This is a genomic window from Micromonospora sp. NPDC002389, from assembly GCF_040296095.1.
Lineage (GTDB): Bacteria > Actinomycetota > Actinomycetes > Mycobacteriales > Micromonosporaceae > Micromonospora.
The window spans coordinates 14,766-31,856 of sequence record NZ_JBEOWP010000003.1; the positions used below are offsets into that span (position 1 = coordinate 14,766).

At 73.2% G+C, this 17,091-nt stretch carries 17 protein-coding genes and 1 pseudogene; 12 read left to right on the forward strand and 6 right to left on the reverse strand.

Annotation, left to right across the window (positions count from 1 at the left end):
• The first annotated feature begins 26 nt into the window (after nt 1–26).
• The 3 genes from ABT008_RS06205 (at nt 27) to ABT008_RS06215 (ending at nt 1,735) form a co-directional block, all read left to right on the forward strand.
• On the forward strand, nt 27–551 hold the full coding sequence (locus ABT008_RS06205) for a hypothetical protein (RefSeq protein WP_350694911.1): 525 nt from the start codon (nt 27–29) through the stop codon (nt 549–551).
• Nucleotides 552–671: 120 nt separating this feature from the next.
• Nucleotides 672–1,055 carry a DUF2267 domain-containing protein gene (locus tag ABT008_RS06210; RefSeq protein WP_350694126.1) on the forward strand — a complete coding sequence of 128 codons (384 nt, stop codon included), beginning with the start codon at nt 672–674 and terminating at the stop codon, nt 1,053–1,055.
• A 197-nt stretch (nt 1,056–1,252) separates the two neighbouring features.
• Nucleotides 1,253–1,735, forward strand: coding sequence for a type II toxin-antitoxin system PemK/MazF family toxin (locus tag ABT008_RS06215; protein WP_131055938.1), 483 nt, complete (start codon nt 1,253–1,255; stop codon nt 1,733–1,735).
• Nucleotides 1,736–1,750: 15 nt separating this feature from the next.
• Here the strand turns inward: ABT008_RS06215 and ABT008_RS06220 are convergent, their stop codons facing one another.
• Both ABT008_RS06220 and ABT008_RS06225 read right to left on the reverse strand, forming a co-directional pair.
• Nucleotides 1,751–2,401, reverse strand: coding sequence for a flavodoxin family protein (locus ABT008_RS06220; protein ID WP_350694128.1), 651 nt, complete (start codon nt 2,399–2,401; stop codon nt 1,751–1,753).
• A 79-nt stretch (nt 2,402–2,480) separates the two neighbouring features.
• Nucleotides 2,481–3,128 carry a GGDEF domain-containing protein gene (locus ABT008_RS06225; protein ID WP_350694130.1) on the reverse strand — a complete coding sequence of 216 codons (648 nt, stop codon included), beginning with the start codon at nt 3,126–3,128 and terminating at the stop codon, nt 2,481–2,483.
• Between the two features lie 254 nt (nt 3,129–3,382).
• Between ABT008_RS06225 and ABT008_RS06230 the strand changes: the two genes are divergently transcribed.
• From ABT008_RS06230 to ABT008_RS06250, 5 genes are all read left to right on the forward strand, one after another.
• Entirely contained in the window at nt 3,383–3,622 is a 240-nt protein-coding gene (locus ABT008_RS06230) for a DUF397 domain-containing protein (protein WP_350694131.1), read from the forward strand.
• A 137-nt stretch (nt 3,623–3,759) separates the two neighbouring features.
• On the forward strand, nt 3,760–4,641 hold the full coding sequence (locus ABT008_RS06235) for a Sco1979 family transcriptional regulator (protein ID WP_502890369.1): 882 nt from the start codon (nt 3,760–3,762) through the stop codon (nt 4,639–4,641).
• 104 nt (nt 4,642–4,745) lie between these two features.
• Complete coding sequence (locus tag ABT008_RS06240) at nt 4,746–5,801, forward strand: LacI family DNA-binding transcriptional regulator (RefSeq protein ID WP_350694133.1); 1,056 nt, start codon at nt 4,746–4,748, stop codon at nt 5,799–5,801.
• 3 nt (nt 5,802–5,804) lie between these two features.
• A complete protein-coding gene (locus ABT008_RS06245) occupies nt 5,805–6,011 on the forward strand; it encodes a hypothetical protein (RefSeq protein WP_350694135.1) in 207 nt (68 codons plus the stop codon).
• Between the two features lie 89 nt (nt 6,012–6,100).
• A complete protein-coding gene (locus ABT008_RS06250) occupies nt 6,101–7,642 on the forward strand; it encodes a serine/threonine-protein kinase (RefSeq protein ID WP_350694137.1) in 1,542 nt (513 codons plus the stop codon).
• Between the two features lie 6 nt (nt 7,643–7,648).
• On the opposite strand, the gene ABT008_RS06255 is transcribed toward ABT008_RS06250, so the two are convergent.
• Entirely contained in the window at nt 7,649–8,356 is a 708-nt protein-coding gene (locus tag ABT008_RS06255) for a carbon-nitrogen hydrolase family protein (protein ID WP_350694139.1), read from the reverse strand.
• 81 nt (nt 8,357–8,437) lie between these two features.
• Here ABT008_RS06255 and ABT008_RS06260 point away from each other — a divergent pair.
• Together ABT008_RS06260 and ABT008_RS06265 are read left to right on the forward strand one after the other, a co-directional pair.
• A pseudogene (locus ABT008_RS06260) lies at nt 8,438–9,223 on the forward strand (DedA family protein); the annotation flags it as partial.
• Nucleotides 9,224–9,561: 338 nt separating this feature from the next.
• On the forward strand, nt 9,562–9,984 hold the full coding sequence (locus tag ABT008_RS06265; RefSeq protein WP_350694140.1) for a protein-tyrosine phosphatase family protein: 423 nt from the start codon (nt 9,562–9,564) through the stop codon (nt 9,982–9,984).
• Between the two features lie 108 nt (nt 9,985–10,092).
• Here ABT008_RS06265 and ABT008_RS06270 read toward each other — a convergent pair whose 3' ends face one another.
• Nucleotides 10,093–12,366 carry an ATP-binding cassette domain-containing protein gene (locus ABT008_RS06270; RefSeq protein WP_350694142.1) on the reverse strand — a complete coding sequence of 758 codons (2,274 nt, stop codon included), beginning with the start codon at nt 12,364–12,366 and terminating at the stop codon, nt 10,093–10,095.
• A gap of 183 nt (nt 12,367–12,549) precedes the next feature.
• Here ABT008_RS06270 and ABT008_RS06275 point away from each other — a divergent pair, with 183 nt between their 5' ends.
• Nucleotides 12,550–13,278, forward strand: a complete 729-nt coding sequence (locus ABT008_RS06275; protein ID WP_350694143.1) for a MerR family DNA-binding transcriptional regulator — start codon at nt 12,550–12,552, stop codon at nt 13,276–13,278.
• Between the two features lie 40 nt (nt 13,279–13,318).
• Here the strand turns inward: ABT008_RS06275 and ABT008_RS06280 are convergent, their stop codons facing one another.
• Complete coding sequence (locus ABT008_RS06280; protein ID WP_350694144.1) at nt 13,319–14,050, reverse strand: class I SAM-dependent methyltransferase; 732 nt, start codon at nt 14,048–14,050, stop codon at nt 13,319–13,321.
• A gap of 161 nt (nt 14,051–14,211) precedes the next feature.
• Nucleotides 14,212–15,462: a hypothetical protein gene (locus ABT008_RS06285; RefSeq protein WP_350694145.1), complete on the reverse strand. Its 1,251-nt coding sequence runs from the start codon at nt 15,460–15,462 to the stop codon at nt 14,212–14,214.
• A 312-nt stretch (nt 15,463–15,774) separates the two neighbouring features.
• Between ABT008_RS06285 and ABT008_RS06290 the strand changes: the two genes are divergently transcribed.
• The gene (locus tag ABT008_RS06290) at nt 15,775–17,061 is read left to right on the forward strand and encodes a D-alanyl-D-alanine carboxypeptidase family protein (RefSeq protein WP_350694147.1); all 1,287 of its coding nucleotides are present in this window, start codon (nt 15,775–15,777) and stop codon (nt 17,059–17,061) included.
• Nucleotides 17,062–17,091: the final 30 nt, after the last annotated feature.

Sequence of the window (17,091 nt, forward strand, 5' to 3'; positions counted from 1 at the left end):
CTGAGTCGGGCCCGGCACCGGACGGGATGGTGCTGGTGGCGGTGCCCCTGGCGTACGTGCCGCACGTCGCGCGCCTACTGGCCGACCTCGACGCCGGTCAGCGGGCGGGACCGCCGCGTGCCCGGGTCGAGCCTCCGCCCGGCCCACCCACCGCCGACTGGACGGTCGAGGACCTGCGCCGACTCAGCCGGGGACGCAGCGCCACCCACCGGACCGTGGCCGCGGTGCTCGACGCGCTCGCCGCCGACCCCGACCGGCTGTTCACCGTGCGAGACCTGGCCCAGGCCACCGGGCGACCGCGTAAGAAGATCGTCGGGGCGATGGCGGGTCTGACCCGGCTGTTGAAGGCGCACTACGACTACGCGGGCCGGGGACTTCCGTTCGCCCGGCTGGACGGGCGGCCGGAGGCGCCCCGGGAACTCTGCTACACCGTTGACGCGCGGCGGGCGGCGCGCTGGCGCGAGGCCCGCTCGCCCCGGTCACCGGAGACCAGTACCCCGGGCGACCCCATGCCGTCGACCGCCCCCGAGCCGGCACACCCGTCAGGCTGAGCGCCGTCGGGCGCGGGCTGGGTGTTAGGAAGGGTCCCCTGCTATACACCAGGCGTTAGCAGGGGACCCTTCCTTACGCCCAGGGCGGTTTGTGTGGGGGTGGCCGGGGTAATCGGCGCCGTGCGGTTTCCCCTCTTCGTCGCCGCGGTGTCGCGCCGGTCGGGTCTGCCGTCCGACCAGGCCGCGGCCGTGGCCCGCGCGGTGCTGGACACCGTCGTCGAGCGGATGGCGGGCGCGGCGGCGACCGCCGACCCGACCGGGTACCTGCCGGACGAGTTGACCGGTGAGCTGCCCGCCGGATCCGGGCCGACCCGGCCGGTGGAGTTCCTGCGCCGGGTGGCCCAGCGGGCCGGGGTGGACGGGAAGACGGCCTCCGCCGGGGCGGAGGCGGTCTTCGCCACGCTGCGCGAGACCGTCACCGTGGACGAGTTCCGGCATCTGGTGGCACGGCTGCGGACCCCGTCGGCCGGGCGGGTCGAAGGGCCCGGCGGCCACCTGCCGTGACGCGGCCGGCGGCCGGGATGGGGGAGTGCCTGCGGCAACTCGACGCGGACATGCACCTGCCCTGACGCGGCCAGTCGCCGGAGTGGGGAAGTGCCTGCGGCGACTCGGCGCGCGGTGCCAGCCGGACAGACCGGTGCGGGGCCGGGGCGGCGCTCCCTGCCCGTGGGGCGGTCGGCGGCAGCGGATAGGCTGCCGCCGTGGCAGGTCTGTTGAGGAGTATGGCGGCCCGCGTCGGCGCGGTGATCCCGGGTCCCCGGCGTAGTGGGCCGACCCCGGCGAAGACCGCGCGACCGCGCCAGGTCACCGCGTTGCAACGCCGTGTGCTGTCGTACGCGCCGGAACCGGACGGCCAGGCTGACCCGGGGGAGATCGTCTGGACCTGGGTGTCCTACGAGGACGACCCCCGTCAGGGCAAGGATCGCCCGGTGCTGGTGGTCGGACGGCACAGCCGGACGCTGTTCGCGTTGATGCTGTCCAGCCGTAGCGACCGGGACGGCGAGCGGCACTGGCTGGCGCTCGGGCCCGGCGAGTGGGACCGGGAGAAGCGGCCCAGTTGGGTGCGGCTGGACCGGGTGCTGACCATGCGGGAGGACGGCATCCGCCGGGAGGGCGCGGTGTTGGACCGGGCCCGCTTCGACCGGGTCGGCCAGGCGTTGCGCGCCGGGTACGGCTGGCAGTGACGTTCCCGCCGGCGCTCAGCCCGATTCGGGGCGGGGGCCGGTGGCCGCGTGCCGGGTGTCCGGCGGCGGGTACGGCTGTTCGGCGAGCAGCCGGGCGAGGTGGGCGCTGTTGAGCGCGAGCGCCGAGGTCGTCCGGCCGGTGGTGTCGGGTTTGGGGCCGGCGTCACGGTAGTCGGTCTTGTGCAGGGCCTCACCGACCCAGTAGGTCGCGGCGGCTGCCGGGCAGGTGAAACCCACCTCGTTGAGGGCCTGCTGGACCTGGCCGATGGTGTGGTGCGCGCCGTCCTCGTTGCCGACCACCGCGACCGCGCCGACCTTGCCGTAGGTGAGCAGCCTGCCCTGCTCGTCGGTCTCGGAGAGTTCGGCGTCCAGCCGTTCCAGCACCATCTTGCAGACGCTGGACGGCTGACCCAGCCAGATCGGCGTGGCGATCACCAGGATCCGCGCGGCGAGCAGCTTCGCCCGGATGTCCGGCCAGCCGTCGCCGTCGCCCTCGTCGGTGGAGACGCCGAACCGGACGTCGTGGTCGACGACGCGGACCAGGTCACCCTCGACGCTCTGCTCGGCGAGGGCGTCGAGGACCTCGCGTCCGAGCACCTCCGAGCTGGAGGGCGCCGGTGAGCGCTTGAGGGTGCAGTTGAGGACCAGGGCCCGGATGCTCGCCACGATCGTCCCTCCGGTCGTCGTTCCGCCTGATCCGGAGCGAGTACCCCACTTCGGGCCGGCCACGCACGGGAGGGTCGGGTCAGCACTCGGCGAGGTGGGGACTGTCGTGCAGTTCCCGGCGGGCCCGGCCGGCGCCGATGCCCTTGGCCTCGTACATCGCGGCGTCGGCCCGGCCGAGGGCCTCGGCGAGTTGGGTGCCGGTCACCGGTGCCAGGCCGACCGAGGCGGTCACCCGGAGGGTGACGGTGTCCAGCGGGATCGGCGCGGCGAGCATGTCGCAGAGTCGCCGGGTGGCGTGGTCGATCCACCGGCGGTCCACCGTGGGGCTGGCCAGCAGCCCGGCGAACTCGTCTCCGCCGAGTCGGGCGACCAGGTTGTCCCCGGCGAAGGTGGCCAGCCGCTCGGCGACGCTGATGAGCACCTGGTCACCGGCGGCGTGCCCGTACCGGTCGTTGATCTGCTTGAAGTCGTCCAGGTCGAGCACCACGGCGACCAGTGGGCGGCCTGCGCAGTCGGTGAGCAGGGTCGCGGCGAGACGATAGAAGGCACGCCGGTTCGGCAGGCCGGTCAGCGGGTCGTGGCTGGCGGCGTGCCGCTCGGCGGTCAGCTCGGCCTGGAGGCGGCCGATCTCCGTCTCGGCGCGTACGGCCCGACGCCCGAGCTGCCAGGAGGAGAGCAGGGCACCGACGGCACACAGACCGGACGCGACAGTGAGCGGATCCGGCACCCACCTCTCCCTTCGCCGCGAGCGCGTCCCGCGCCCGGCCGACGGGTGTGTGCCAGACACCTCGTTTCCCCTGGTGGCGGCCGGGATCGCGTGACAGAAAGTGAGCGGATGGGCACCGCTCACTTGCGCTATCATGCTCGCTGTCCATTGCAGATGCAATAGCAGATGCACGTGCAGATGAGTGGACTCCATCCCTTTTGCCGCTACCGCTCCTCCCACGGCACCGGCGCCTACCGGAGAGAACCGACGCCACCATGCAGCAGCCGCCGAACGGCGTTCCCGTCGCCCAGTTGCCTCCCCTCGTCTGGCAGAAGAGTCGGCGCAGCAATCCCAGTGGGAACTGCGTCGAACTGGCGGAACTGCCCGAAGGGGCGGGGATCGCCATGCGCAACTCCCGCCACCCGGAGGGGCCGGCGTTGATCTACACCGTGGACGAGATCGCCGCGTTCGTGCTCGGCGCTCGGGACGGGGACTTCGACCATCTGATCGACTGACCGCCTGTCCCATCGCTGGGATTCGCCGCGCGCGGGACGGAGGTTCACCTCACTGATGGTTCATGGCATGCTTACACGTCGGTCGGACCGGTCCGTCGGTTCGATCGACGACGGCGTGCGGAGGACGGCAGGTGACCATGGTTTCCGCGGAGGAGGGTCCGGCGGCGGGCCCCACCGTGCTGCGGATGCTGCTGGGTGCCCAACTGCGACGGTTGCGTGAGTCGCGCGGGGTCACCCGGGAGAACGCCGGCTGGGAGATCCGCTCCTCCGAGTCGAAGATCAGCCGGATGGAACTGGGTCGGGTCGGGTTCAAGGAACGCGATGTCGCCGACCTGCTCACGCTCTACGGCGTCACCGCCGAACAGGAGCGCGGTGCGCTGCTCAAGCTGGCCCGGGACGCGAACAACCCGGGCTGGTGGCACCGGTACGGCGACGTACTCCCGTCGTGGTTCCAGTCGTACCTCGGCCTGGAGGCCGCGGCGGCGCTGATCCGCAGCTACGAGGTGCAGTTCGTGCCGGGCCTGTTGCAGACGCGCGAGTACGCCCGCGCCGTGGTGCTGCTCGGGCACGGCCAGGCCTCGCCCGCGGAGATCGACCGCCGGGTGGACCTGCGGATGCGTCGGCAGGAGGTGCTGCACCGGGCCAAGCCGCCCCGGCTCTGGGCGGTGGTCGACGAGGCGGCGCTGCGCCGCCCGATCGGTGGCCCGCAGGTGATGCGGGGCCAGTTGGAGGCCCTGCTCAAGGCCACCCAGACGCCGAACGTCCGGGTGCAGGTCATCCCGTTCGCCGCCGGTGGGCACGCCGCCGCCGGCGGCGCCTTCACCATCCTGCGCTTCGGCGACCAGGACCTGCCGGACATCGTCTACATCGAGCAGTTGACCAGCGCGATCTATCTGGACAAGCGCGAGGACCTCGACTTCTACGCGGTGGCGATGGAGCGGCTCTGTGTCGAGGCCGAGCCGCCGGAGCGTACGGCGGAGATCCTCGAACGGATGATCGCCGACCTCGACCCCAGGTGATCCACCAGAACCGCTGACGACAGTACGGCATTGACACCCGGCGAACTGCTGGCTAATCTCTGGATCGATCCAGTTACTGAATCGATCCAGAAGGGCGGAGTCGCATGAAACCGACCCTGCGGGCCGTCGCCGAGGCGGTCGGCGTCTCGCGCAGCACCGTCTCCAACGCCTACAGCCGCCCCGACCAACTCTCCAGCGAGCTGCGCGAACGCATCCTGGAGGCCGCCCGGCAGATGGGCTACCCGGGGCCCGACCCGACCGCCCGATCGTTGCGCCGGGGCTTCGTCGGCGCCATCGGTGTGCTGTTCACCTCGCGGCTGTCGTACGCGTTCACCGACCCCTTCGCGGTCCGGTTCGTCACCGGCGTCGCCGAGGCGGCCGAACGCCACGACAGCAGCCTGCTGCTGGTGCCGCTGCCGCCGGACGCGGCCGGTGCCCGGCGGGCGGTGGAGAACGCCGCCGCCGACGGGTTCTGCGTCTACTGCACCGGTGGCGAGGAGGGCATCCTCGACACCATCCGGCGCCGTGGGCTGCCCTTCGTCACCACCTCGTCGCGGCCCCGCGCGGACGACCGGTGGGTCGGCATCGACGAGCGGGCCGCCGCTCACTCGGTGGCCGCGCACCTGGTCGACCTCGGCCACCGCCGGGTCGCGTTGCTCGGCCACGACGTCCTGCCGCGCGCCGAGACCGGGCTGCTGCGCGTGGCCGACGTGACCGACGTGCCACATCCCACCACCCGCGAGCGGCTCGCCGGCTTCGCCGACGCCTTCGCGACGGCCGGCGTGGCCTGGAGCGGGCTGACGGTGCTCACCGCCGCAGACAACACCCGGGATGCCGGGGCCGCCGCCACCCGCGCACTGGCCCGGATGCCCGAGCCGCCGACGGCGGTGCTGGCCGCCTCCGACGTGCTCGCCCTCGGCGCGCTCGACGCCCTGCGCGAGCAGGGCGAATGGGGGCCACAGGTCTCCGTCACCGGCTTCGACGACATCGCCGAGGCCGCCACCGCCGGTCTGACCACGGTGCGCCAGCCCGCCGAGCAGAAGGGGCGCACCGCCGCCGAACTGCTCCTCGACCCGCCTGAGGACACCCGAGCGGGTCAGATCCTGCTGCCCACCACGCTCGTCGTCCGGACCACGTCCGGACCTGTCCCGAGGAGCTGACCAATGGAACAGCCCACCGGCTTCGTGTTCGCCATCGACGCGGTCACCCGCCACGTCAACTCCGCCCGACCGGACGCGCCGATCCGTCCCGATCCGCCCCGCACCGCGCGCTTCGCCGCCGGCCGTCGTCGCACCGCCGGAGCACTGCGCCGGCTCGCCGACCGGATCCAGCCGGCCCCGATGCCCAGTCCGACCAACTGCGTCCGATAAGAGCGACCGGTCCGGATCTGCCCGGACCGGTCGCCGATCGGGCCGCTCGGCTGGTGTGCGGGGCGGTGTACCAGGCAGACTGGAGACCCATGTCAGCCTTCACCCCCAGCCTGCGGTTGCACGACCGCTACGTGCTGCGCGACCGCATCGGCCTCGGCGGGATGTCCGAGGTCTGGCAGGCCGACGACGAGATCCTCGGCCGACCCGTCGCGGTGAAGGTCCTCGCCGGCTCGTTCGCCGTCGACCCGGACCTGCGGGCCATCCTCCGCCGCGAGGCCCGCGCCGCGGCGCGCCTGGCCCATCCGCACGTCACCCAGGTCTACGACTACGGCGAGGCCGCCCTGGACGGCGGCACCGTGGTGCCGTTCCTGGTGATGGAACTCGTCGACGGGCAGAACCTCGCCGACCGGCTGGCCGACGGCCCGCTGCCCTGGCCCTCGGCGCTGCGCACGGCCGCCCAGGTGGCCGCCGCACTGGCCGCCGCGCACCGCATCGGCGTGGTGCATCGCGACATCAAGCCGGGCAACGTGATGCTCACCGAGACCGGCGCCAAGGTGCTCGACTTCGGCATCGCCGCGCCGGCCGGGCCGCTGCACGCCCGGCCCGGCCCGACCGGCGAGCCGATGATGGGTACGCCCGCGTACACCGCGCCCGAACGGTTCGGCGCCGGCGCCCCGGACCCGGCCAGCGACGTGTACGCCCTCGGCGCGCTGCTCTACCGCACCGTCACCGGTGAGCCCCCGCTGCCCGTGCACAGCTGGGAGGACGCCCTGGTGGTGCACGCCAACCGACGTCCGGTGCCGCCGCCTCGCGTACCCGGGCTGCCGGCCGACATGGCCGACCTGATGCTGGCCTGCCTCGATCCCGATCCGAGCCGCCGTCCCACCGCGGGTCAACTGGCGGCGCGGTTCGCCGCCGGCGCGAGCGGAGGGGTGTCGTCGGCCACCACCGTGCTGCCGATCGTCACCACCGCCGCAGGCCCCGACGCGGCGGACCCGCCCGCCGGGGCCCGTACGGCGGCCGCCGCGCACCCGGCGACGCTCGTCGACCGGACCGGCACCTGGTCGGCGACGGCTCGACCCCCCTCCGGTGCCCGGTCCACGCCGGACGGTCCGCCCCGGAGCGTCGCCGGTCGCCCACGGCGTCCCCGTCGACCGGTCGGCGCACTCGTCGCGACCGGGCTGGTCCTGATGGCCGGCATCGGCACGGCGGTTGTCCTCAGTAGTGGCGACGAAGGGGTGCCGGCGGCCACGCCCAGCACCGCACCGGCGGCCCCGCCGCCGACCTCCTCGCCCCCGGCCACGTCGGCCGCCCCACGCCCCAGCCCCACGCCGTCGACCGCCCGGCCCGAGCCGGTGAACCTGCGCCAGACCGCCGGCGAACTCATCGCCCTGCTGACCGAGGGGCAGTTCACCGGCGACATCGACCGCAAGGTCGCCGACCGGCTGCGCAAGGACCTGGCCGAACTCGCCACCGGCAAGCCCAAGGACCGCGAGAAGCGGATCGAGAAACTGCGCGACCGCCTCGACGACGAGGTGGATCGCGGCCGGGTCCCGGCCGACTTCGCCGACCGCCTGGAGCGCCTGCTCGACCAGGTCGAGGACTCACTCGACGACGAGGACGACGACTGACCGGCCTCAGGTGAGCGTGGCCCGGACGAACTCGCCCGGCGTCGTGCCCGTGCGGGCCAGCACCGCGCCGTCGGGTGCCCAGATCGCCGACCGTCCGGCGGCCTCGGTGTAGCCACCGCCGGTCGAGCCGGCGAAGCTCGCCACCGCCACCACCACCCGGTGCGTGGTGGAGATCCGCAGCGCCCGTTCGTCGGGGACCGCCACGTCGGCCGCGTGGTCGAGGATCGACGCGACGTAGACGTCGACGCCGAGCGCGCAGGTCCGGGCGGCGTGCTCCGGCACGCCGGTGTCCTTGCAGATCGCCAGGCCCAGCCGCCAGCCGTCGACGGTCAGCACGACCGGTTCCGGGCCGGGCGTGAACCGCCGGGCCTCCACCGGGCCGACCGACATCTTCCGGTATGCCACGCGCGCGCCGGTGTGGTCCACGGCGAGGGTGGCGATGTGGTCACCGGCCACCGGCGCGCCGGCCAGCGCCAGCGTCCCCGTCTGCGCGCATGCCTCGACGAGCGGTGTCAGCCGTGGGTCGGTCGGGTCGAGCGCCGGGGCGTCCAGTTCGTACCCGGTCAGCGAGAGCTCGGGGAAGACCACCACCCGGGAGGCCGCGGCCCGGACCAGCGCAGCGTGTGCCGACACGTTCGCCTCGACGTCATAGGCCACGCACGACGGCTGGGTGACGGCGATCCGCAGTGGGCTGCGCGCTGGTGTGCCACTCATGCCGAGTAGCCTAGGGGCCGCTCCTTGCCGGATCGACGGGTGATTGTGCGATTCTCAGCTTGAGTTCGTAGCGTGTGGGCCATGATTCATGCCCCGCAGGCTCCGTCTGTCGCCGACGTCGTCGGCCAGTCCGCACCACCCGAGGACGGCCTGGTCGGCCTGGTGACCGACCTGATGGAGCGGCTCGGTGCCCCGGGGGCGGGGCTGGCCGTGGCGTTGGAGAACCTCTTCCCGCCCATCCCCAGCGAAGTGATCCTGCCGCTCGCCGGTTTCGTCGCTGCACAGGGCCGGATGAGCCTGGTCGGGGCGATCTTCTGGACCACCCTCGGGTCGGTGGTCGGTGCCCTGGCGCTCTATTGGATCGGTGCGGCGCTGGGCCGGGAACGGACCCGGGCGATCGCGGCCAAGCTGCCGTTGGTCAAGCTCAGCGACGTCGACCGGACCGAGGAGTGGTTCCTCCGGCACGGCGTCAAGGCCGTCTTCTTCGGCCGGATGATTCCGATCTTCCGCAGCATGATCTCCATCCCGGCCGGCGTGGAACGGATGCCGCTGCTGACCTTCACGCTCTACACCACGCTGGGCAGCCTGATCTGGAACACCACGTTCGTGATGGCCGGATACCTGCTCGGCGACAACTGGCACCTGGTCGAGGGGTACGCCGGCATCCTGCAGAAGGTGGTCATCGTGGCCTGCCTCGCCGGGCTGGTGTGGTTCGTGGTCACCCGGTTGCGGCGCTCCCGCCGGGCCGGCGGGCTGCGTGCCAACGACACCGCCTCCGCCGTGGCCGAGTCGGCGCCGACCGGGACACCCGACCCGGAGGGGCGGGGCACCATCTACCGCAGCGCCTGGGCCGACGACCGGCCGGTGACGGAGCAGCGCGCCTGGGCCGACGAGCCTCCGGTGGCGGGCCAGGCCGGTGGTTGGGCCGAGAACCAGCCGGTGGCGGGCCAGCAGGGCGGGTGGGGAAGCGACCGGCCCGTGGCCGGCCAGCCGGCCTGGGCCGACGGGCCTCCGGTGGCCGACCAACGCGCCTGGGCGGACGACCGGCCGGTGGCGGGCCAGCACGGCGGGTGGGCCGAGAACCAGCCCGGGGCGGATCAGCACGGCGGCTGGGGGAACGATCGGCCCGGGACCGACCAGCGGGCCTGGGCCGACGAGCGGCCGGTGGCGGACCAGGGACGCCCGGACCAGTCGGGACACCGCTGGTGAGCGGCGAGCCGCAGGACTGGGCCGGGCAGACCGGGGTGGTCGCGCTGCCCGGCGGCGTACGGGTGCGGGGGCGGCGCATCGCGGATCCGGCGACCCCGGCCGACTTCAGTCTGCTGCTGGCACCTGGGCCGACGCCCGGGTGGGCGTACCGGCGGGTGCGCTGGCCCGACTTCTGGGTGCCGGTGGACCGGGCCGATGCCCTGGACGCCCTGCGGGAGGCGCTGCGCCGGGGGTACGCGGGCGAGCGGGTGGAGGTGGCCTGCCGGGGTGGTACGGGTCGGACCGGCACCGCGTTGGCGGCGCTGGCGATCCTCGACGGGTTGCCCGCCGAACAGGCGGTGGACTGGGTCCGGGCCGCCTACCGGCCCCGCGCGGTCGAGACCCCCTGGCAACGTCGCTGGCTGCGTCGCCTGACCTGACGCACCCGCCCGACGACGAGGCGCCACGCAGGCCCCTCCGCCTGACGACGAGGCGCCTGCCCGGCACGTCCCTGCCCGGCGCGACCGTGCCGGGCAGGGACGTGGCCGTCAGCGGGCGACGTACTCGCGCAGGTGCCGGGCGGTGAGGGTGTCGCCGTGCGCGACCAGGTCGGCGGGGGTGCCGGTGAAGACGATCCGCCCGCCGTCGTGACCGGCACCCGGCCCCAGGTCGATCAGCCAGTCCGCGTGCGCCATCACCGCCTGGTGGTGCTCGATGACGATCACCGTGTTGCCGGCGTCGACGAGCCGGTCGAGCAGGGCCAGCAACTGGTCCACGTCGGCCAGGTGCAGACCGGTCGTCGGCTCGTCCAGCACGTACGTGCCGGCCTTCTCGGCCATGTGGATGGCCAGCTTGAGTCGTTGCCGTTCACCGCCGGAGAGGGTGTTCAGCGGCTGGCCCAGGGTGAGGTAGCTCAGCCCCACGTCGGCGAGCCGGTCCAGGACCACCCGGGCGGCACCGCCGGGGAAGAAGTCCTGCGCCTCGCTGACCGACATGCCGAGCACCTCGCTGATGGTGCGACCGCGCAGCCGGTAGGTCAGCACCTCGTCGGTGAAGCGGCGGCCCTCGCAGCGTTCGCAGACCGAGGCGACGCCGGCCATCATCGCCAGGTCGGTGTAGACCAGCCCGATGCCCTTGCAGGTCGGGCAGGCGCCCTCGGAGTTGGCGCTGAACAGTGCCGCCTTCACCCCGTTGGCCTTGGCGAACGCGGTGCGTACCGGGTCGAGCAGGCCGGTGTACGTGGCGGGGTTGCTGCGCCGTGAACCCCGGATCGGCGCCTGGTCGACCACGACCACCCCGTCCCGGCGGTGCAGCGAGCCGTGCACCAGGGAACTCTTGCCCGAGCCGGCCACCCCGGTCACGACGGTCAGCACACCGAGCGGGACGTCCACGCTGACGTCGCGCAGGTTGTGCAGGTCGGCGTGGCGGATGGCGAGCTGCCCGGTGGGGGTACGGACCTGCTCGCGCAGGCGTACCCGATGGTCGAGGTGGCGGCCGGTGCGGGTGTCGGAGCGCCGCAGTCCGGCGACGTCGCCGGTGTAGCAGATCCGGCCACCGGCGGTGCCCGCTCCCGGACCGAGGTCGATCACGTGGTCGGCGATCGCGATGGTCTCCGGCTTGTGCTCGACGACGAGGACCGTGTTGCCCTTGTCCCGCAGTCGCAGCAGCAGGTCGTTCATCCGGGCGATGTCGTGCGGGTGCAGGCCGACGGTGGGTTCGTCGAAGACGTACGTGATGTCGGAGAGACTGGACCCGAGGTGCCGGACCATCTTGACCCGTTGCGCCTCGCCGCCGGAGAGGGTGGCCGACTCGCGGTCGAGGCTGAGATAGCCCAGACCGATCTCGACCAGCGAGTCCAGCAGTTCCCGCAGGTTCCCGGTCAACGGGGCGACCGAGGAGTCCTCGATGCCTCGGACGAACGCGGCGAGGTCGCTGATCTGCATGGCGGCGCACTCGGCGATGTTGCGCCCGGCGATGCGGGAGGAGAGCGCGGCGGCGTTGAGTCGGGTGCCGTCGCAGTCGGGACAGGTGGTGAAGGTGACCGCCCGGTCGACGAAGGCGCGGATGTGCGGCTGCATCGACTCGCGGTCCTTGGCCAGGTAGAGCCGGCGCACCTTGACGATCAGACCCTCGTACGTGAGGTTCGTGCCGCCCACCTTGATCTTCGTGGCCGGTTTGCGCAGCAGGTCCTCCCACTGCTGCGGGGTGAAGTCCTGGAGCTTGACGTCCGGGTCGAACAGGCCGGAGCCGACGATGGTCTGCCAGTACCAGGTGTCGACCGCGAAGTTCGGCACGGTGATGGCGCCGTCGTTGAGGGACTTCTCCACGTCCACGAGTTCGTTGACGTCCAGGTCGGAGACGCGGCCCAGGCCCTCGCAGGCGGGGCACATGCCCTCGGTCAGGTTGAAGCTGAACGCCCCGGCGCCGCCGACGTGCGGGGTGCCGAGCCGGCTGAACACGATGCGCAGCATCGCGTACGCGTCGGTGGCGGTGCCGACGGTGGAGCGGGAGTTGGCGCCCATCCGCTCCTGGTCCACCACGATCGCCGGGGTGAGGTTGCGCAGCGAGTCCACGTCCGGCCGGGAGAGGTTGGGCATGAACGACTGGAGGAACGCGCTGTAGGTCTCGTTGATCATTCGTTGCGACTCGGCGGCGATGGTGCCGAAGACCAGCGACGACTTACCGGATCCGGAGACGCCGGTGAAGACGGTCAGTCGACGCTTCGGGATGTCGACCGAGACGGAGTCGAGGTTGTTCTCCCGGGCTCCGCGTACCTCGATCACGTCGTGACTGTCGGCGGCGGACCGTGCTGGCTGCTGCATGCGAACCCTTCGCGAGATCGTGGACGGACTCCCGCCCCGGAAAGGAGGAGCTGGGGATGGCCTGGCCAGGTTCAAGTGTCTCATTGACCAGCACGTGGAGACTTTCGTCGACCCTGAGCGCGACACCCAGGGACGAAAGATGCCGCAAAGTCTCAAACGACCGTGAGGCGCTAGGGTGAACCGGTGGCGGGACTGCGGGCGACCGGGCGGCTGCGCGCGGTGGACCTCGCCGCGGCGGCCGGCATCTCCGTGCAGCAGGTGCGCAACTACGTCGATCTCGGGGTGCTGCCGTCGGTGGAGCGCACGTCGAGCGGCTACCGGATCTTCACCTCGGCGCACCAGCGGGCCCTGACCGTGGCGCGGACGGTGGCCGACGGGCACGGCTGGGCGCGTACCCGCCAGATCATGGCGGCGGTGCACGCGGGTGACCTGCCGGCGGCGCTGGCCGCGCTGGACGCCGGGCATGCCGAACTGGATCGGGAACGGGCCGAGATCCGGCGGGTGCTCGGCGCCTTCGAGACGGTGGTGACCAACCCCGGCCCACCGGTCCCGGTGCCCCGCCGGGCCGTCCGGGTCGGCGCGGTCGCCGACCTGGTCGGGGTCCGCACCTCGCAGCTACGGTCCTGGGAGGCGCGCGGCCTGCTCCGGCCGGCCCGCGAGCCGTGCACCGGCTACCGGCGTTACGACGAGGCCGAGCTGCGCGCGGCCCAGGTGGTGGCGTTGCTGCGCCGGGGCGCCTACCCGTTCGAGATCATCACGGCGGTGCTGGACGAGCTGAGGAGCACCGGCAGCCCGCAGCGGGTCCGCGCGGAACTCGCCCGGCGGGAGCAGGACCTGCACCGACGCAGCCTGCGCCGGCTGGCCGGCTCCGCCGCGCTGCACGACTATCTGCGGCATCTCGGCCTGGCCTGATCCGCGCTCCGGTCGGATCAGCGCAACACCAGCAGCCGGATCAGCGCAGCACCAGCAGGTCGAGGTGGTCGACCACCGGTGCCGGGGCGCTGCCCTTGACCGCCTGGCGAAGCCGGGCCATGCCCGCCCGGAACTCCGCCTCGGTGATCAGGTGCAGGGGAGTGTGCGCGCGGCGGTCGATCCGGTCGGCGTACTCGGCCAGCGAGGTGGCCACGGTCTGGGCGACCGGCTCGACGCTGCTCACCGGGAAGCCCGCGACGGCGAAGGCCGAGCACACCCGGGACAGGCTGGGGAACCGGTCGAGCACCCGGATCGCCTCCGGGAACCACTCGAAGAGGGCGACGAGTTGGTGGCGCCCCGGGAACGGGGAGCGGATCAGCACGGGTGCGCCCGGACGCAGCACCCGGCGCAACTGTCGGGCCACCGCGTCGAGATCGGGCACGTGGTGCAGCATCGTCGACAGCCAGGCGCCATCCACACTGGACGTGGCCAGCGGGAGTGCGGTCGCGTCGCCGGCCAGCATCGGCCGGTGCGGGCATCGGTCGCGCATCGCCGGGGCGGGTTCCACCGCCAGCACCCGTACGCCGTACCAACCGGTGAAGGTGGTGGCCCACGCTCCCGTACCGGCGCCGAGGTCCAGCAGCGTCGACCCGGGGCGTGGTCGCAGGTGCTCCCGGACGGCGTGCCGCCAGTGGGTCAGGCCGGCGGGCGCCAGCTCGCGGGTGGCGGCGAAGGCGGCCGCCTCGGCGTCGTCGTACGAGATCAGACCCACGGTCACCCCTCCGACCGCGGCCGGCGGATCCGGCCCAGCGTTGTAACGTTTTGTAGTCGGTCGGTGACTGAGGGGTCAACCAGTTTGTGAATGATGCCGCAAAAATAGACGGTGGGCGATGGCCGGAGCCGTCGCCCACCGTCCGTGGGGTGTCGCCGAGGTCAGCTCACCGAGCAGGGGGCCAGGTTGACCAACTCGGCGGGCCGGTTGCCGTCGACCCGGCCGATCGCGGTGGCGATCCGGTTCAGGGCGGCGACACGCCGGTCCTTCAGCGGGCCGATCACGGTGTTCTGCACGAAGTTCGGTCCACCTTCCGGGCGTACCGCGAGCTGGGCGAGACGGGCGTTGGCGTCCGCGATCTGGTTGTCCAGGTTGGCCAGCTCACGCTGCACCTCGGCAGCGGCCTGAGCGGGTACGGCCGGCAGTCGGTCGGCGACGCTCGGGCAGTTCACCCGCTGTGCCACGCCGGCCCCGGCGTTGCCGTTGTTCCCGTTGTTCCCGGCGTTGCCCGCGTTGCCGTTACCTGCGTTGCCGGTGTTCCCGGCGTTGCCGTTGCCCGCGTTGCCGTTGACGGCGCTGGGGGCGCCCGGGGCGTTCAGGCCGCAGGTGGCGAGGCTGGCGAGGTTCGGGCGCTGTCCGCCGGCCCGGTTGATGTTGATGCCGATGCGGTCGAGGGCGGCGGTGCGCTTGCTGGCCAGCGGGCCGAGGATGGCGTTCTGGATGAAGTTGGCGCCGCCCTGGGGGTTGGCGGCCTGTGCGGCGAGGCGGGCGTTGGCCTCTTCGATCTGCTTGTCGAGGTTGGCCAGTTCCTGCTCGACCCCGGCGACGGCGGCGGCCGGTACGCCGGAGAGCTTGTCGCGGACCGTCGGGCAGTTCGCCGTCTGCGCGGCCCCGGCTCCGGCGTTGCCGGTGTTGCCGCCGTTGTTCGCGTTCCCGGCCGTGATGTCGCGGTTGCCCGCGCCGCCGTTGAGCGCGCTGCGGGTGCCCGCGGCGTTCAGGCCGCAGTTCGCGAGGCTCGCCAGGTCGGGGCGCTGTCCGCCGGCCCGGTTGATGTTGATGCCGATGCGGTCGAGGGCGGCGGTGCGCTTGCTGGCCAGCGGGCCGAGGATGGCGAGCTGGACGAAGTTGGCGCCACCCTGCGGGTTGGCGGCCTGCTCGGCGAGGCGGGCGTTGGCCTCCTCGATCTGCTTGTCGAGGTTGGCCAGTTCCTGTTCCACTCCGGCGACGGCGGCGGCCGGTACGCCGGAGAGCTTGTCGCGGACCGTCGGGCAGTTCGCCGTCTGCGCGGCCCCGGCGCCGTCGTCGGCGGAGGCCAGCGTCAAGCCCGCGCCGAGCAGCGCGACCGCGAGGATGCCGACCCCGCCGACTTTCAGGGCGGCCTGCTTCCGCTGGTTCTGGGTACGCCTGACCATGCTCTCTCCTCATGAATGACCGCCGGGCGGGCCGACCGCGTCGGCGGCCGCCGGCTGAAGCGCCGTGGGAAGCCCGGGTGGCTCGACAGCGGCGGCCGTCCGCGTGCCGGAGCCTGTTCCGGGGTGACCGTCGGGCGAGCTTCGGGAGCGCTCCCGTCGCAGGTCCGAACGTTGTGGTGTGTTCGGCTGTGGATACGGGGGGCGCGCGGGATCGGTTCAACGGGTGCGTGTGGAAGATCGGCGCGGTCGAGTCGAGTCGGCGGTCCGACCGAGCGCGTGCTGCCGCCGATCGTGCCGTTAGTCTGCGTCTTCATGAGAGTCCGGGCCTTCTCCGTCGCCGTCGTCGTGCTCGCGATCGTGGCGCTTCCCGCGACTCCGGGTGCGGCTGCGATCACCGAACGTGTCGTGGCCGCGTCGGCGTCGACCCCGCCGACCCCGGCCGCCGCACCGGCCGCGCTGCCCTGCCCGAAGGCGGTCGCGCCGAAGGTCGCCCGCTCGCCGCGACCGACCCCGCCACCGTCGGATCCGGAGCATCAGGTGGTCGGCGGGGACCTGCTGGCGACCTCGGGACTCGTCGTGCCGCCGGGCGCACCGGTCCCGCCGAAGGTCACCGCGACCTCGTGGCTGGTGGCCGATCTGGACACCGGTGCGGTGCTGGGTGGCTGCGGCCCGCACGAGTACGCCACCCCGGCGAGCGTGCAGAAGCTGCTGCTGGCCGCCACCATGCTGCCCCGGCTCGATCCGCAGCAGGTGATCAGGGTGACCCGGGAGGACCTGGACATCGCGCCCGGCTCCTCGGCGGTCGGGCTGCTGCCCGGCGGCCGGTACCGGGTGGAGACGCTCTGGTTGGGCCTGCTGTTGCAGTCCGGCAACGAGGCGGCCAACGCGCTGGCCCGACTCGGCGGTGGTCCGGACGGCGCGGCGGGCGGGGTGCGGGCGATGAACGAGTACGCCCGCCACCTCGGCGCATTGCAGACCCACGCGGTCACGCCCTCCGGGTTGGACGGTCCGGGGCAGTTCACCAGCGCGTACGACCTGGCGTTGATCGCCCGCGCCTGCTTCGCCGACCCGACGTTCCGCCGGTACGCGCTCACCGAACGCACCCGGATCCCGGCCCAGCGGGGGTTGGGCGCCAAGGGTTTCCAGATCCAGAACGAGAACCAGCTCGTCTACCGCTACCCGGGTGCGCTGGGCGGCAAGACCGGCTTCACCGACTACGCCCGGCACACCTATGTCGGTGCCGCCGAGCGGGACGGTCGCCGCCTGGTGGTCACGCTGCTCGGTGCCGAGCCCCGACCCCAGCGCGGCTGGGAGCAGGGTGCCGCCCTGCTCGACTGGGGCTTCCGGCTGCCCCGGGAGGCGGGCGTGGGCCGGCTGGTGGAGCCGGGGGAGTGGGAGGCCGCCCGTACGCCGGCTCCGCCGTCGCCGGCCGTGCCCACGCCGGCCGAGACGCCACCGGCGAGCACCACCACCTCGGCCGCCGTCGACGACGGTCCGGGCGCGGGCACGGTCGTGGCGCTGGCGGTCGGCGTCGCCGCGATCGCGCTGGCGGTGGTTGCCGCCCGCCGGGTCCGCGCCTCGGCCCGCTCCCGCGACTGAACGGGCGACCCGCCGCTGGTCGTGGTGGGC